This is a genomic window from Caulobacter sp. GW822-FHT07D08 (genome assembly GCF_058798735.1).
This window is the reverse complement of the sequence record NZ_JBXAKU010000005.1, coordinates 238,232-253,421: the sequence shown is the minus strand read 5'-3', so window position 1 is coordinate 253,421 and position 15,190 is coordinate 238,232. Positions and strand designations below refer to the sequence as shown.

9 protein-coding genes and 1 pseudogene are annotated in these 15,190 nt (G+C 69.1%); 2 read left to right on the top strand and 8 right to left on the bottom strand.

The features are described 5' to 3' along the window. The first annotated feature begins 100 nt into the window (after positions 1-100). On the top strand, positions 101-1,519 hold the full coding sequence (locus tag AC1RJ9_RS12110; protein ID WP_492837134.1) for a S41 family peptidase: 1,419 nt from the start codon (positions 101-103) through the stop codon (positions 1,517-1,519). Here AC1RJ9_RS12110 and AC1RJ9_RS12105 read toward each other — a convergent pair. The 5 genes from AC1RJ9_RS12105 to putA form a co-directional block, all read right to left on the bottom strand. After that, entirely contained in the window at positions 1,516-2,835 is a 1,320-nt protein-coding gene (locus AC1RJ9_RS12105) for a glycoside hydrolase 5 family protein (RefSeq protein WP_492837133.1), read from the bottom strand. The two genes, AC1RJ9_RS12110 and AC1RJ9_RS12105, sit on opposite strands and share 4 nt — an antisense overlap. Further along, positions 2,832-4,211, bottom strand: a complete 1,380-nt coding sequence (locus tag AC1RJ9_RS12100; RefSeq protein WP_492837132.1) for an alpha/beta hydrolase family protein — start codon at positions 4,209-4,211, stop codon at positions 2,832-2,834. Before AC1RJ9_RS12100 ends, AC1RJ9_RS12105 begins: the two co-directional genes overlap by 4 nt. A gap of 92 nt (positions 4,212-4,303) precedes the next feature. Then, positions 4,304-4,585, bottom strand: a complete 282-nt coding sequence (locus AC1RJ9_RS12095; protein WP_492837131.1) for a type II toxin-antitoxin system RelE/ParE family toxin — start codon at positions 4,583-4,585, stop codon at positions 4,304-4,306. After that, complete coding sequence (locus AC1RJ9_RS12090) at positions 4,582-4,845, bottom strand: antitoxin (protein WP_492837130.1); 264 nt, start codon at positions 4,843-4,845, stop codon at positions 4,582-4,584. Before AC1RJ9_RS12090 ends, AC1RJ9_RS12095 begins: the two co-directional genes overlap by 4 nt. Positions 4,846-4,883: 38 nt before the next feature. Then, a complete protein-coding gene (putA, locus tag AC1RJ9_RS12085) occupies positions 4,884-7,988 on the bottom strand; it encodes a bifunctional proline dehydrogenase/L-glutamate gamma-semialdehyde dehydrogenase PutA (protein ID WP_492837235.1) in 3,105 nt (1,034 codons plus the stop codon). A 434-nt stretch (positions 7,989-8,422) separates the two neighbouring features. On the opposite strand from putA, the gene AC1RJ9_RS12080 reads away from it, so the two are divergent. Beyond that, the gene (locus tag AC1RJ9_RS12080) at positions 8,423-8,890 is read left to right on the top strand and encodes an Lrp/AsnC ligand binding domain-containing protein (protein ID WP_492837129.1); all 468 of its coding nucleotides are present in this window, start codon (positions 8,423-8,425) and stop codon (positions 8,888-8,890) included. A 386-nt stretch (positions 8,891-9,276) separates the two neighbouring features. Here the strand turns inward: AC1RJ9_RS12080 and AC1RJ9_RS12075 are convergent, their stop codons facing one another. The 3 genes and pseudogenes from AC1RJ9_RS12075 to AC1RJ9_RS12065 all read right to left on the bottom strand — a co-directional run bounded on the left by AC1RJ9_RS12075 (position 9,277) and on the right by AC1RJ9_RS12065 (position 15,064). Beyond that, positions 9,277-10,713 (bottom strand): efflux transporter outer membrane subunit, encoded by a 1,437-nt coding sequence (locus AC1RJ9_RS12075; RefSeq protein WP_492837128.1) that lies wholly within the window; start codon positions 10,711-10,713, stop codon positions 9,277-9,279. A 2-nt stretch (positions 10,714-10,715) separates the two neighbouring features. After that, positions 10,716-13,879: pseudogene (locus AC1RJ9_RS12070) on the bottom strand (efflux RND transporter permease subunit). A gap of 12 nt (positions 13,880-13,891) precedes the next feature. Further along, positions 13,892-15,064: an efflux RND transporter periplasmic adaptor subunit gene (locus AC1RJ9_RS12065; RefSeq protein WP_492837127.1), complete on the bottom strand. Its 1,173-nt coding sequence runs from the start codon at positions 15,062-15,064 to the stop codon at positions 13,892-13,894. Positions 15,065-15,190: the final 126 nt, after the last annotated feature.

The window sequence follows — 15,190 nt, the reverse complement described above, 5'->3', positions numbered from 1 at the left end:
CTTTCGCCCGCTCGAATCCCGCACCTTTCGTCGTTTTAACGTGGCGTAGCGGCGTTCGGCGACTAGGAGGCTTGGCGGAAGCTTTCCGGGGGAGCCTTTCATGATCTCGCGCCTCAGCGCCGCCGTCGCCGCCGTCGCCCTGATGGGCCTCGCCGCGCCCGCCCTGGCCTACGATCCCGCGCCGTGGATCGAGGACGCCCGTCAGATCCGCGCGGCGCTGGGCAGTCGCTACGCCAATCTCGACTGGTTGACGATCGACCGGGGCCTGAACCTCGACACCAGCTTCAAGGCGGTCGAGGCGGGGTTGGCCAAGACCACGTCGGACGCCGAGGCGCGCGCCCTGCTGGATCGCGCCCTGGCGTCCCTGGCCGACGGCCATGTGCGGGTCGACTGGAGCCCGGCCGTTCCGGCGCCCAAGGTCACGGCCCCGTCCGCCACGCCTTGCGCCGACCAACGCCCTTTCCGGCCGCGCCCGCCGGTCGCCTCGGGCCTGCCGGGCTGGACGCCGCTGGACACGGGCGAGGGCGCGCGCGAGTTCCCAGGCGGTCTGGTCACCGTCGACGACCACAAGGTCGGCGTCGTGCAGATCAACATCTTCATGGCCGACCCCGCCGTGTGCGAGGCCGCCGCCGCCAAGCTGCAGCTGCCGCTGGACAAGCCTTGCGACGGCGACTGCTCGAGCAAGCTGGACACCGCCGTCTACCAGGAACTGACCGACCGCTTCGCCGCGCGCCTGGCGACCGTGAAGGCGGCCGGTGCGCGGGTGCTGATGATCGATCTGGCCGGCAACGGCGGCGGCCGCGAATGGACCGAGATCGCCGCCCGCATGGTCACGCCCGTACGCCTGAAGAGCGCGCCGATGCGCCTGGTGCGCTCGCCCCAGGCCGCCGACCAGCTCGACAGCCTGGCCTTGGATATCGAGAACAATGTCGGCGAGGAACACGGGGCGTCGAAGGCCGCCCTGCTGGCCGAGGCCAAGGATCTGCGCCGCCGCGCCGCCGAGGCCCGCAAGCCGTGCGTCGAGGGCCAGCCCTGCGCGCTAATGATCGACTCCGGCTACAGCAGCGGCGTCCGCGCCTCGGGCGACCCGGCGGTCCTGGCTGACAAGCCCTGGGGCCAGTCCGTGTTCGGTCCGGCCAAATGGTCCTGGCGCGAAGGCGTCTGGTCCGGCCCGCTGATCGTGCTGGTCGACGGCGGGTCGGCCAGCGCCTCCGAGGAATTCGCCGCGATGATCCAGGACAACAGGGCCGGGATCATCCTGGGCTCGCCGACCCTGGGCGCCGGCTGCGGCCACGCCACCGAGGCCGGTCCGGTGGTGCTGAAGAACAGCGGCGGTCGCTTGTCGCTGCCCGATTGCCTGCGCCTGCGGGCCGACGGCTCCAACGAGATCGGCGGGGTCGAGCCCGACGTCCTGGTCGGTTTTCGCGGCACGGACGGCCCGGCCCTCAAGGCCCGCCGCCTGGCCCCGCGCCTGCCCGAGGCGGTGCGGCAGGCTCTGGCGCTGACGGCCGCTCGCTAAAGCGCCCGCACTGCCGCCGCATGCTCGGCGATCACCGCCAGGGTCGCGGCGTCGGTGTCGAAGACGCCGTAGAGGCCCTGCTCCTCCTGGGGCGGATCGCCGACGAAGCTCTTGTCGCCGGGCGCGAACCAGGCGTCGCCGTGCTGGGCGCGGCCTTCGCCGTTCCACGCCCAGAAGTTGGTCCCGGCCGTCGGGCCGCCGGCCTTCATATCGTCCAGGGCCAGGCCGTAGATCGTGCGGTAGAAACGGTCCTTGTCGGCCGTCGCCGAGCCGGGCGCGAAAGTGCGGGCGTCGCGGATCAGGCCGAACTCCTCGATGACCAGCGGCTTGTTGAGCGACCTGGCCAGGGCGATGTGGCGGGTCACGTACTCGCGGCAGCGGGCCTCGCCCTCCGCATAGGTGGCCGGCTGGTTCTTGGGATCGATCCAGCTCCAGTTGTTGGGCCAGACGTGGGCTGTGACATAGTCGATGGTCGCCGGCCGGTGAGCCTCCAGCGCGCAGGCCTCGCTGCGCAGGCACCCCATGCTGCCCTCGCTGCCGGTGCAGACCAGGTGGCGCGGGTCCTGGGCCTTGATCAGGGCCGAGGTTTCGCGGATCCACGCGTAGTAAGGCGGCAGAAGCGTGTCGGCCTTGGCTTCCGTCCCGCCCGGGCGGGGTTCGTTGGCCAGTTGCCAGGCCATGATCGTCGGGTCGTCGCGATAGGCCTTGCCGGTGACGCTGTTGGTCCGCTGGACCAGGCTGGTCAGGTAGCGGCGGAACAGGGCGTTGGCCTTGGCGTCGGCATAGAAGCGGGCCGAATAGTCCGGATATTCCGGCCACGGATGTTTCGGATCGCCGGCCTCGAACCAGGGGCCATTGCCGACCCAGTTCAGATAGGCCGGCATGCCGCCCGACCAGTCCCAGAAGTTGTTGACGTAGATCACCGCCTTCATGTCGCGGCGGGCCATTTCGGCCAGCAGCCAGTCGAGGCCCTTCAACAGGTCGGCGCTGTAGACGCCGGGCTCCTCCTGCATCGTCGGCGAGACGGCGGCCTTGGCCGGCGAGCGCTCGCCCGCGCCCAGGACCCTTAGGTTGGTGACGCCCAGAGCCTTCAGTCGGTCGAGCTCGCGCGCCAGGCGTGCGCGATCGCCGGTGGGGCCGGGCGAGCCAAGCCAAGCTCCGTACCAGAGGTTCGCGCCGACGAAGCGGTAGGGCTTTTCGTCCAGCGCGAGGCGGCCGTCCTTCACGGCGACGAAGCCCTTGGCCGGCGCGCCGGCCGCGCCCAGCGCCGGCAGGGCGGCGAGGCCCGCCAGCAGTTGGCGCCGCGAGGCGGTCACTTCTTCGCCGCGTGGGCGACCGTCCAGTCGACGACCGTGGTCAGGGCGACGGGAGCGATGGTTTCCTCGATCTGGCCGTAGTCGGTGGGCAGGCCGGTATCGGCGGTCTGCATGAGGTGGTTCAGCCCCGGCAGCTCCTTGACCGTGACGTCGGCGTCGCCAGCCAGGGCCGCGCGGATCGCGGCCAGGTTCGTCTTGGCGTCCACCTGCAGGTCCTTCGAGCCGCCGATGGCCAGGACGGGGATCTTGATCTTGGCCAGGGCGTCGGCGGGGCGGGCGTTCAGCATATAGTGTCCCGCCGCGCTGGAGAGGGCCAACACCTGGGCGCGCTGGGGCGAAGTCGCTGGAAGGCCTTGACGGTCGAGCACCGCGTTCAGCCGCGCGCGCCCGTCGTCGACGTCCTGGGCGTCGCGGGCGGCCTGGAACCATTCGGCCCGGTTCTTCATCATGATCTCGACCTGATCGGCGGGCAGGCCATTGGCCGTGAACAGCGCCCGGTTCTGCGCCAGCAGCAGCGCGGTTCCGTCGACGCCCGGCGCGGCCATCAGCACCAGAAAGGCGATGCGGGGGTCGTCGGCGGCGACCAGCGGCGCGATCTGGCCGCCCTCGCTGTGGCCGATCAGGCCGATGCGGGTGGGATCGATGTCCGCGCGCGCGCGCAGGAAAGCGACGCCGGCGGCCACGTCGGTGGCGAAGGCGGGGATGCCGGCCGTTGCAGGATCGCCCTTGTCCGAGCCGCCGGCCCCGCGATCGTCGACTCGCAGCACCGCGACGCCCTTGCGCGTCAGGGCGTCGGCGATGACCAGGAAGGGCTTATGGTCGAAGATCGTCTCGTCGCGGTCCTGCGTGCCGGAGCCACTGATCAGCACTACGGCCGGGAACGGTCCCGGTCCCTCGGGCAAGGTCAGGGTTGCGGCCAGTTTCAGGCCCGAGGCCGGATTGCGGTACGAGACCTCTTCCGCCCGATAGGGGAAGGGCGGCTTGGGCGTCTGCGGACGGCTCACGACCGGCGCGGCGCGGCTCATGGTCAGGGGCAGGGCCGCGCCGCCCTGGGACCATTCGCCCTGCACGGCCTGGCCATCGGCCGAGACCGTTCCCTCGAAGCCTGCGGGCGCGGCGCTGAGCGTCAGGGTCATCTTGCCCTTGGCCAGGGTCGCGCTGGCCGGCATGCCCTTGACCATCTGCCGGGGGCTGTCCAGCGTGGCCGAGCCGTCCGGCTTGATGTGGAACACCACCGGCAGCTTGCCGCGCGGGGTGTCCAGCGTCCCGTACCAGTCCCCGACGATCGGCCCGACCTGGGCCGAGGCGACCATGGGGGCGAGGCAAGCGGGCGCGAACAGGGCGGCGGCGACGACCGCGCGAGGCAGGAAACGCATGTGATCCGAAACTCCCCTAACTCTTGTCGGGAAGCTTAGGCGCTACGCGTGACGGTTGTGAAGATGGGCGGTCGCAGATTCGGCGGTGGCGTCTACCGACGTTGCAGGCTGTGCAAGATACGGATGACGTTCACTTGCGAGCCATCGACGCGATAGCGGACGATGTAAGCATGCTGGCCAAAGGGAATGTTGATCTCGCGGACAGTCGGACCGGCTAGGCGGCCTCTCAAGGGCGCTTCCGCCAAGCTGTTCACGGCCTCTTCGACAAGCGGGCCAAGTCTGGCGGCAGCACGTGCGTCGCGGACTAAGAGCCAGACGACAAGACTGTTGAAGTCTCGTTTGGCGCGGACCGAGACCGAAACCGTGAAGGTCAATCTAGGGCCGCGCTCACGCGGCGCAGATGCGCGCGGAACTCGTCGAGGGTTATGGTCGGCTCTTCGCCGCGTTCGATGGCGTCGGCGATAGCCTCGTCGATGGCTGGATCCGGATCGATACTTTTCGGAAGCGCGCCCGTTAAGCCAGCGTCTATGAGAGCCAAGGCGTACTCGGACACCGACATGCCGAATCTGTCCGCCCCAGCCTTCAGCTGGGCAGCCTGCTCGTTGTCGATATGGATGTCGAAGCCATCGGCCATGGGCGCAGAGTCTCGCCGACGGCCGATGGCGTCAAGTCCTACAGATTCAGCAGCGCCGGGTCGCCGCCCTGGGCGGTGATGTTGACGCTGACCGCGCGCTCGACCGCGAAGCGCAGCAGGGCGTGGGGGCCGCCGGCCTTGGGACCGGTGCCCGACAGGCCCTCGCCCCCGAACGGCTGGACGCCGACCACGGCGCCGGTCATCGAGCGGTTGACATAGGCGTTGCCAGCCGGGACCAGGCGCTGGACGTCGGCCGCGAAGCTCTCGATCCGCGAGTGGACGCCCAGGGTCAGGCCGTAGCGGCGGGCAGCCAGCGCGCCGGCGACCTGCTCGAGGTTTTCCGGCTTGTAGCGCACCACGTGCAGAACGGGTCCGAACACCTCGCGCTCCAGGAAGTCGGCGGCGGGGATCTCGGCCAGCACCGGCGCGAAGAACGTGCCGCCGTTCGGCGCGGTCAGGACGTGCAGGACCTTGGCGTCCTGCATCAGGCGGTCCTGATGCTTCTTCAGCGCGTCGCGGGCCTCGGCGTCGATGACCGGGCCGACGTCGGTGACGGCCAGGGCCGGGTCGCCGATGACCAGGGCGTCCATGGCGCCCTTCAGGCCGTCGATGATGTGGTCGGCGGTGTCTTCCGGCAGGAACAGCAGGCGCAGGGCCGAGCAGCGCTGGCCGGCCGAGCCGAACGCCGAGACGATCACGTCGTCGATCACCTGCTCGCGCTGCGCCGTCGTGTCGACGAACATGCCGTTGAGGCCGCCGGTCTCGGCGATGAACGGCACGATCGGACCCTGGCGGGCGGCAAGGGTCTGGTTGATCCGCCAGGCCGTGTCGGTGCCGCCGGTGAAGGCGACGCCATCCAGGCCTTCGTGGGCGGTCAGGGCCGCGCCGACGGTCTCGCCACGGCCGGGCAGCAGGGCCAGCAGGCGCGGGTCCAGGCCAGCGGCGTGGTAGAGCTTCACGGCCTCGAAGGCGATCAGCGGGGTCTGTTCGGCGGGCTTGGCCAGCACGGCGTTGCCGGCGGCCAGGGCCGCGGCGATCTGGCCGGTGAAGATGGCCAGCGGGAAGTTCCACGGGCTGATGCAGACGAAGACGCCGCGACCGGCCAGCTTGAGCGTGTTGGTCTCACCGACCGGGCCCTTCAGCACCTCGCCGTCGCCGAACTGATCCTCGGCCAGCACCGCGTAGTAGCGACAGAAGTCGACGGCCTCGCGGACCTCGGCGACGCCGTCGCTCAGGGTCTTGCCGGCTTCGCGGGCCAGGATGGCGATCAGGCGGTCGATGTCGGCTTCCAGGGCGTCGGCCATGGCGCGCAGCACCTTGGCGCGAGCGGCGCCGCCGGCGCGGTCCCAGGCCGGTTGCGCGGCGCGGGCCAGGCGGAAGGCCTCATCGATCTGCGCGGCCTGGGCTTCCGAGACCGCGCCGACCACCTTGTGGTCGTCGGCCGGGGCGACGACCGGCAGCGGCGGGGTTCCGGCGCTGACCTTGCCGTCGATCAGCGGGCCAGCCGCCAAAATCCCACTGTTTTGGGTGGCGCCGTCCAGCGCGGCGACGGCTGCTTCCAGGCGCTGGCGGTCGGCCTTCACCGACAGATCAAGGCCGGCGCTGTTCTTCCGGCGCGGACCGTAGACCTCGATCGGCGTCGGGATCTTGGCGTGGCGGTCCGGGTGGGCCTCGACGGTGTCGATCGGGTCGGTGACGACCTTTTCGACCGGCACCCGCTCGTCCAGCAGGGCGTGGACGAAGCTGGTGTTGGCGCCGTTCTCCAGCAGGCGGCGGACCAGATAGGGCAGCAGATCCTCGTGGCCGCCCACCGGGGCGTAGGCCCGTAGGGTGACGCCGTCATAGAGATCGTCGGCGGCCTTGTAGAGCGCCTCGCCCATGCCGTGCAGGCGCTGGTGCTCGATCTTGACGCCGGCGTTCTTGGCCATGCGCACCACGGCCGCCAGGGTGTGGGCGTTGTGGGTGGCGAACTGGGCGTAGAGATGCGGGGCGCCGGCGATCAGGGCCTTGGCGTTGACCAGGTACGACAGGTCGGTGGCCGGCTTGGTCGTGTAGACCGGATAGTCCGGGCGGCCGGCGACCTGGGCGCGCTTGACCTCGCTGTCCCAGTAGGCGCCCTTGACCAGGCGGACCATCAGGCGGCGTCCGGTCTCTTCGGAGAGGGCGCGCAGGCGGGCGATGACCTCGCCGCAGCGCTTTTGATAGGCCTGGACGGCCAGGCCCAGCCCCTGCCAGTCGCCCAGCTCCGGCTCGCGGCACAGCTTGTCCAGCAGCTTCAGCGACAGGGCCAGGCGGTCGGCTTCCTCGGCGTCGATCGTGAAGTTGAGGTTGTGGTGGGCGGCGATCTTGGCCAGGCGCAGGGTGCGAGGATAAAGCTCTTCCCACACACGATCCTCGTGCGTCGCTTCATAGCGCGGGCACAGGGCCGAGAGCTTGACCGAGACGCCGTGGCCCTTCTCCGGACCGGCGCCGTTCGACAGCTTGCCGACCGTCTGAATCGCGTCGGCATAGGACTTCTCGTAGCGCTCGGCGTCGGCGGCGGTGCGGGCGCCTTCGCCCAGCATGTCGAACGAGCACATGGTGTTCTCGCCGGCCGCGCGCTTGATGGCGGCCTCGATCGTCCGTCCAAGGACGAACTGCTCGCCCATGATGCGGATGGCCTGGCCGACGGCGGCGCGGATGACGGGTTCGCCCAGGCGACCGGCCATCTTCTTGATGAAGCCGGGCAGGTCCTTCTTGGCGTCGTCGTCGGGCTCGACGATCTTGCCGGTCAGCATCAGGCCCCAGGTCGAGGCGTTGACGAACAGGCTGTCGCTGCCGCCCAGGTGGCTGGCCCAGTCGGCCGAGCCGATCTTCTCGGCGATCAGCTTGTCACGGGTGTCGTCGTCAGGGGTGCGCAGCAGGGCCTCGGCCAGGCACATCAGCGCCAGGCCCTCGCGGGTGCCCAGGCTGAACTCCTGCAGGAAACTTTCGACCACGCCCTGCTTGCGGACGGACCGACGGGCCCCGCGGACCAGGGCCTCGGCCTCGGCGCGGACGGCGGCGCGGTCCTCGCTGGACAGGGGCTTGGCGGCCAGCAGGTCGGCGATCACCGCGGCTTCGTCGCGATACTTGCCGTCGTCGAGGCTGTCCCAGTGGGCCAAGTCGGTCATGGTTGTTCCCTTGGTTTAGGATATCATCGGTCTAACTCGGCTTCGGGCAAAGGTGCTTCGTTTGTCGCGTGGTGGCGCTGTATCTTCTTCGGCAAAGTCGCGGAAAATGATCATCCGCTCCAGCATGGCGGAAGGCGCGCGCCGAAGCCTGCTCCAGAAGCGAGAATAAGGACATGGGGAGGGAGGAAGGGGCGCGTGCTGGGGGAGTATCGCGCCCCTTCCTCTCTTGCGCGACGCCCGGTTAGGGGGAGAGGGGCGAGCGTCGCGTGTGTTCCACCCCTACGGGCTGGCCGTTTTCGCCGGGCGCCTTTTAAGGGGGAGGGCGCGGGGCGGGGCTGGAACGATCGGAGGTGTAACGCTAGACATTACGAATGTGCTACGTTTGTATCCGCTGATTTTCGAAGCTTCTTCGGCGAAAGTTCAATATGGCCATTTCCGCTCTGGATGACACCGATCGCCGCCTGTTGAGGGTTTTGCAGGCCGACGGCCGTGTCACCAACGCCGAGCTCGCCAAGCGCTGCAACCTGTCGCCGGCGGCCACTTTCGACCGCGTCCGGCGACTGCGCGAGCGCGGCTACATCACCGGCTACGCGGCTCTGCTGGATCCGGCCAAGGTCGACCGGGCGCTGCTGATCTTCGTCGAGGTGGTGCTGGAGCGCACGACGGGCGAGGTGTTCGAGGACTTCGCCGCCTCGGTGCGCCGCGCGCCCGAGATCCTGGAGTGCCACATGGTGGCCGGCGGATTCGATTATTTGATCAAGGCCCGGGTGCGCGACATGGAGGCCTATCGCGGCTTCCTTGGCGACATCCTGGTCAAGATGCCCGGCGTGCGCGAGACCCGGACCTATGCGGTTCTGGAAGAGGTCAAGAGCACGGTGCAACTGCCGCTCTAGACGCTGGGCTGAGGGGGCGAGAGACCGCGCCAACCTGTGGGGCAGTGGCGCGGCCTTGCCGAGACGACGCGGTTGGATGCGTCGGCCTTGACGTTCGTCACAAGGGTGGACCTTGGGAGAGCCGCCTTTGTGTCGATAGGCCTACATTTATCGCAATCATCTGTCGGGTCACACAACCTCTGGCATGATCCGCCCCATTCCGGGTTGGCCGGTCCGTTCGCGTGCGCGCTGAAGGGGGCGGAGCGGGCAAGTCCCACCACAAGGGTGGAAGGGCGCCTCCAGGGATGGGGGGAGGAGAACGCCCTTCCGTTCGCGACCATCGGGGTGGGGGATGATGGCCAGCGAACCACCCCGGCTCTCGCCGGGGAGCTCGTGTTCGTTCAGCCTCAGGCCGCCGGCGCGCCGCCGCCGAGGGTCTTGTAGAGGGTGACGAGGTTGGTCGCCCGCGCCAGGCGCGCCGTGATCAGGCCCTGCTGGGCCGAATACAGGGTGCGCTGGCTGTCGAGCAGGGTCAGGGCGCTGTCGAGGCCGGCGTCGCGACGCTGTTGCGACAGGCGCTGGCTGTCGGTGGCGGCCACGACCAGGCGCTCCTGGGCGGCGAGGCGGTCGCCGACCGTGTCGCGCACCGACAGAGCGTCGGAGACCTCGCGGAACGCCGTCTGCACGGTCTTCTCGTAGGTCGCCACGGCGATGTCGCGGTTGGCCTTGGAGACGTTCAGGTTGGCCACATTGGCCCCGCCGGCGAAGATCGGCAGGCTGATCTGGGGCGTGAAGCTCCAGGCCTTGCTGCCGCTCTTGAACAGGTCGCCCAGTTCGGTGCTGCTCGAGCCTAGCGAGCCGGTCAGGCTGATGCGCGGGAAGAAGGCCGCGCGGGCCGCGCCGATATTGGCGTTGGCGCCCTGCAACTGGTGCTCGGCCGCCAGCACGTCGGGGCGACGCGCCAGCACGTCCGAGGGCAGGCCCGCCGGCAGGTCGGCCAGGATCCGGGCCGACGCCAGGCTACCGCCCGGACCATTTGACGGCAGCAGGTCAGCGGGCACGTCCGCGCCGACCAGCAGCGTCAGGGCGTTGCGGTCCTGGGCGACCTGGGCGGTGTAGACCGCCATGTCGCTCCGAGCCGTCTCGGCCTGGACCTGGGCGTTGCGCAGGGTGGCCAGCGAGCCGACGCCGCCGTCGACCTGCTGCTGGGTCAGGCGCAGCGTGTCCTCGCGGGTGGTCAGGGTGTCCCTGGCCAGGGCCAGGCGCTCCTGGTCGGCGGCCAGGGTCAGCCAGGCGTTGGCGGTCTCGGCGATCAGGCTGATGCGAACCGAACGGCTGGTCTCCTGCGTGGCGAAGAAGCTCTGCAGGGCCTGGGCGTTCAGGCTGCGGACGCGGCCGAACAGGTCAAGCTCATAGGCCGTGAAGCCGATGGTGGCGCTGTAGACCTCGGTGTCGATCGACCCGCCGGTCGCGCCGGGGATCTGGCCGAACTGCGAGGCGCTGGCCGGGGAGTGGCTGCGTTGCTCGCTGAGCACGCCGTTGATCCCCGGGAACAGGGCCGAGCGCTGGACGCCGTACTGGGCGCGGGCCTTCTCGATGTTCAGCACCGCCACGCGCAGGTCGCGGTTCTGCTTGAGGGCCAGGTCGACCACGCCTTGCAGGCGCGGATCGACCAGCACCTGGCGCCAGTCGAGGTCGGCGGCCGTGACGGACGCCGTGGGCTCCGGTGTCGGCGTGGACCAGGCCTGAGCGACCGGCAGGGCCGGGCGCTCATATCGCGGCGCCATGGTGCAGGCGCTGACCGCCGTGGAGGCTAGCAGGATCAGGGTGAGACTACGGAACATGATCAGTGGGCCTCCGTCGACGGCGCTTCGCCAGCTTGGGCGACCGCTTCGTCATGGCCTTTGTGCTTGGGTTTGAAGATCTTCTCGACGACCACGAAGAATAGCGGGACGAAGAAGATCGCCAGGAGGGTGGCCGAGATCATGCCGCCGATCACGCCGGTGCCGATGGCGTGCTGGGCCCCGGAGCCGGCCCCGTTGGAGATCGCCAGCGGCAGAACGCCGAAGACGAAGGCCAGCGAGGTCATGATGATCGGTCGCAGGCGCAGGCGAACCGCCTCCAGCGTCGCGTCGATCAGGCTCATGCCCTTCTCGTACAGGTCCTTGGCGAACTCGACGATCAGGATGGCGTTCTTGGACGCCAGGCCCATGGTCGTCAGCAGGCCGACCTGGAGTAGATGTCGTTGCTGAGGCCGCGGACGAAGGTCGCCAGCAGGGCGCCGACGATGCCCAGCGGGATCACCATGATGACGGCCAGCGGGATCGACCAGCTCTCGTAGAGGGCGGCCAGCAGCAGGAACACCACCAGGATGGAGATGCCGTACAGGGCCGGCGCCTGGTTGCCGGATTCACGTTCCTGGGCCGACAGGCCGGTCCACTCGTAGCTGACGCCAGGCGGCAGTTGCGCCGCCAGCTTCTCCATGGCCGCCATCGCCTGGCCCGAGCTCTTGCCCGGGGCGGGCGAACCCTGGATGTTCATCGACGACAGGCCGTTGTAGCGCTCGAGGCGCGGCGAGCCGTAGGTCCAGCTGGCCGTGGCGAAGGCCGGGAAGGGAACCATCTGGCCCTGGTCGTTGCGGACGTACCAGCGGTTCAGGTCCTCGGGCGTCATGCGGTAGGGCGCGTCGGCCTGCAAGTAGACCTTCTTGACCCGGCCGCGATCGATGAAGTCGTTGACGTATGAGCCGCCCCACGCCGCGCTGAGCGCGCTGTTGATGTCGGCGGTGGTCAGGCCCATGGCGCCGGCCTTGGCCTGGTCGACCTCGATCTTCAGCTGCGGGGTGTCGTCCTGACCGTTGGGGCGCACGCCTACCAGGTTCGGATCCTGCGCCGCCATGCCCAGCATCATGTTGCGGGCGTTCATCAGCGTCTCGTGGCCGACGCCGCCGATGTCCTGCAGCTGGAAGTCGAAGCCCGACGAGGTGCCTAGCTCCGGCACGGACGGCGGGATCACGGCGAACACCATGGCGTCGCGGATCTGGCTGAAGGCGCCCATGGCGCGGCCGGCGACGGCCTGGGCCTTGAGTTTGGCGGCCTTGCGGTGCTCGAAGTCCTTCAGACGGACGAAGGCGAGACCGGCGTTCTGGCCGGCGCCGCTGAAGCTGAAGCCCGAGACGGTGAACACCGACTGCACGGCGTCCTTCTCGGCGCCCAGGAAGTGCTCGCGCACCTGGGTCAGCACGGCCTGGGTCTTCTCCTCCGTCGCGCCGGCGGGCAGCTGGACGAGGGTGATCATGATCCCCTGGTCCTCTTCCGGCAGGAAGGCGCTGGGCAGGCGGACGAACAGCAGGGCCATGACCACGATGATGGCGGCGTAGATCGCCATCCAGCGGCCGCTCTTGCCCAAGATGCCGCGGACGGAGCCCTGGTAGCGCGAAGACAGGTCGTTGAAGCTACGGTTGAACCAGCCGAAGAAGCCGGTCTTGTGCTCGTGGTGGCCGGCCTCGACGGGCTTCAGCATGGTGGCGCAGAGGGCCGGCGTCAGGATCAGGGCGACCAGCACCGACAGGGCCATGGCCGAGACGATGGTGATCGAGAACTGGCGATAGATCACGCCCTGCGAGCCGCCGAAGAAGGCCATCGGCACGAACACCGCGGCCAGCACCAGGGCGATGCCGATCAGGGCGCCGGTGATCTCGTTCATCGACTTGCGGGTGGCTTCCTTGGGGGAGAGCCCCTCTTCGGACATCACGCGCTCGACGTTCTCGACCACGACGATGGCGTCGTCGACCAGCAGGCCGATGGCCAGCACCAGGCCGAACATGGTCAGGGTGTTGATCGAGTAGCCGAAGGCCGACAGCACGCCGAACGTACCCAGCAGCACCACAGGCACGGCGATCGTCGGGATCAGGGTCGCGCGCCAGTTCTGCAGGAACAGGAACATGACGATGAAGACCAGCACGATGGCCTCGATCAGCGTCTTGACCACTTCCTCGATCGAAAGCTTCACGAACGGCGTCGAGTCGTAGGGGACGACGTATTTGTAGCTGGCCGGGAACGACTTCTCGAGCTGGGCCATCTTGGCCTTGACGGCGGCGGCGGTGTCCAGCGCGTTGGCGCCGGGGGCCAGCTTGATGGCCAGACCCGCGGCCGGGTGGCCGTTGAACTTGGCGACCGAGATGTAGTTCTCGGCGCCCAGCTCGACGCGGGCCACGTCGGCCAGGCGCACGGTGGCGCCGCCCGTGCTGTTCTTGATGATGATCTGGCGGAACTCTTCCGGCGTCTGCAGGCGCGACTGGGCCGTGATCGTGGCGTTCAGGCCCGTGCCCGGCAGGTTGGGCGCGCCGCCCAGCTGGCCGGCCGAGACCTGGGCGTTCTGGGCCCGGATCGCGGTGGCGACGTCGGCCGGGGTCAGGCTGAAGCTGGCCAGCTTCTGCGGATCCAGCCAGATGCGCATGGCGTACTGGGCGCCGAACAGCTGGATGTCGCCGACGCCGTCGACGCGGCTCAGCGGGTCCTGGATGTTGCTGGCCAGATAGTCGGCCAGGTCGGTGTTGGTGGTCTGGGGATCCTCCGAATAGAGGCCCACCACCATCATGAAGTTCCGCGCCGACTTGGCGACCGTCAGGCCTTGCTGCTGCACTTCCTGCGGCAGCAGGGCGGTGGCGGTCTGCAGCTTGTTCTGGACCTGGACCTGGGCGATATCGATGTTGGTGCCGGCCTTGAAGGTCAGGGTGACCGTGGCCGAACCGGAGCTGTCGCTGGTCGAGGACATGTAGTCCAGGCCGTCCAGGCCCTTCATCTTCTGTTCGATGACCTGGGTGACGCTGTCTTCGACCGTCTTGGCCGAGGCCCCGGGATAGTTGGCCGAGATGGCTACCTGGGGCAGGGCGATCTCAGGATATTGCGCGATCGGCAGGGTCCGGATGGCGAGCGCCCCGGCCAGCATGATCACGATGGCGATGACCCACGCGAAGATGGGCCTGTCGATGAAGAAACGCGAAAGCATCTGAGGCCCGCCTTAGTGTTGGGCTTGCTGCGGAGCGGCGGGCTTGCTGCCGGCCGGAACGGGCTTGATCGGCGCGCCGGGGCGCAGCTTCTGCAGGCCCTCGGTGATGACCTTGTCGCCCGGGTTCAGGCCGCTGGTGACCAGCCACTTGTCGCCGACCGTCTGGCCCAGGGTCACCGGGCGCGCCTCGGCGCCCTTGGCGCCGACCACGCTGACCATGGCGGCGCCCTTCGGGTCGCGCTGGATGGCCGCCTGCGGGATCAGGATGCCGGTGGGCGCCACGCCCTGGCCCAGGGCCGCGCGGACGTACATGCCGGGCAGCAGCTGGCCGTTCGGATTCGGGAAGATGGCGCGAAGGGTCACCGAGCCGGTGCCCGGATCGACCGTGATGTCCGAGAACTCCAGGCGGCCCGGGATCGGATAGGTCGAACCGTCTTCCAGCGTCAGGGTGACCTGGGCGGAATTGGTGCGGCCGACCTTGCCGCTGGCGAACTGCTGCTGGAGCTTGAGCAGTTCGGCCGAGGTCTGGGTCAGGTCGACATAGATCTTCGACAGGTCCTGGACCGTGGCCAGCGGGGCGGCCTGGCTGGCGGTGACCAGCGCGCCCGGCGTCACCGTGCTCTTGCCGATGCGGCCCGAGATCGGCGAGACGACGCGGGTGTAGTTCAGGCTGATGCGGGCGGTGTCCAGCGCGGCCTTCTGCACGGCGACGGCGGCGGCCGTCTGCAGGGCGGCGGCCTGGGCGTCGTCATTGTCCTGCTTGGACACCGCGCCGGTCTCGACCAGACCCTTGTAGCGGTCGGCCTTCAGCCTGGCGGCCGTGGCGGTCGCCTGGGCCTGGGCCAGGGCGGCCGCGGCGCTGTTGACGGTGGCCTGATAGGTCGCCGGGTCGATCTGGTAGAGCGACTGGCCGGCGCGGACGGTCGAGCCTTCGGTGAACAGGCGCGCCTTGATCACGCCGCCCACCTGCGGGCGAACCTCCGAGACCAGAAAGGCCGAGGTGCGGCCCGACAGTTCGGTGGTCAGGCCGACCGGCTGGGTCTGGGCGACGACGTAGCCGACCTCGGCCGGACCGCCCATGCCCATGCCGCCAGCGCCTCCCTTGCCCTGACCGCAGGCGGCGAGGGTGAGTGCGATGGCGGAAAGCCCCGCGGCCGTCATCACGGCCGAGCGTTGGAATTGCATATTTGACCCCGGATGCGGTGGCTTCGCGGGCTATTGCCCTTGACGAAACCGGCATGATGAACAATTTGAGAATGAACGTTCATTCTCAAGTGGGCTGGACATAGGTGCGGTAGTGTCGCAAGTCAA